This is a genomic window from Psychrobacter sp. 1Y4 (genome assembly GCF_051847555.1).
This window is the reverse complement of the sequence record NZ_JBPYDE010000150.1, coordinates 1-1,056: the sequence shown is the minus strand read 5'-3', so window position 1 is coordinate 1,056 and position 1,056 is coordinate 1. Positions and strand designations below refer to the sequence as shown.

The window sequence follows — 1,056 nt, the reverse complement described above, 5'->3', positions numbered from 1 at the left end:
TGACGACCTCAAGATAGCTGACCCAGCGCATCTGTGCGTGTACGGTGCCCAAAAACTGATTCATCGCGTATTTGGCATAACCCAGTTCGCGCTGCGAGTGGCTAAACAGCTTGACGGTCATGATATTGGCATAAGCATCGGTGATGCGACCTGTCATCAAGGCACGGGCATCCGCTTGCACAATGGCCGTTCGTTTGAGCTTTGGAATAAAGTACCACATAGCAAGCCCAAACAGTACAAACCAAACCGCAAATGGAATGAGCAGCAAGCTGTCCAGATTAAATAAAATCACTCCAGTAGTGACAAAATATACCACCACATACATCATCATATCCGTGATGGTCATCACCGTATCACGCACCGCAAGTGCAGTTTGCATCACCTTTGCTGAGACACGTCCTGAAAACTCATCTTGATAAAACTGCATCGATTGTCCGAGCATGCGGCGATGAAAACGCCAGCGCATTTGCATCGGAAACACGCCCTGAATGACCTGAAAATGTATCAAGGAGGACATGGCAATCCAAAAAGGACTGAGAATCAAGACGGCAAACATTAGCAGCAGCATATCGCTTTTTTCTGCCCATAACGTCTGCGGGGTATAAGCACCCAGCCAATCCACCAAGTTACCAATCCATGCAAACAGCATGGCTTCATAGACCCCGACGCCAGCGGAGAGGATCATAAATAAGAACAGCCAGCCGCGCAAACCATGCGTACAGGCCCACAAAAATCTCAATAACCCCTTACGAGGTAATGGCATAGGCGTTTCAGGAAAGGCGGGGAGACGGGATTCGAAAAAGCGAAATAGAGCGTTCATAGGCGGCAATAATACGTCAAACCAGAGCGGTTTTGAGTCGTTACTTATGTTAATAAAATAGCAGGGTATTTTAGCAAAACTTGGCAATCAGGCATGCAGTAAATTGTAATTTGCCAAATATGAAACTCACTAATGCGGCGTTGATAAGCATGATAACTGTAGGGATAATGACAAATAGATTGCTGTAAAAAATATATGTTGTTACCTTCTAAACCTCAACTTCCTCAGACATTCAA

At 45.6% G+C, this 1,056-nt stretch carries 1 protein-coding gene; it reads right to left on the bottom strand.

The genetic code is table 11. The annotated features are described in order from the left end of the window. The coding region (locus tag ACS8FC_RS14895) for an ABC transporter transmembrane domain-containing protein (RefSeq protein ID WP_439297343.1) at nucleotides 1–820 on the bottom strand (820 nt) is incomplete at its 3' end. Nucleotides 821–1,056: the final 236 nt, after the last annotated feature.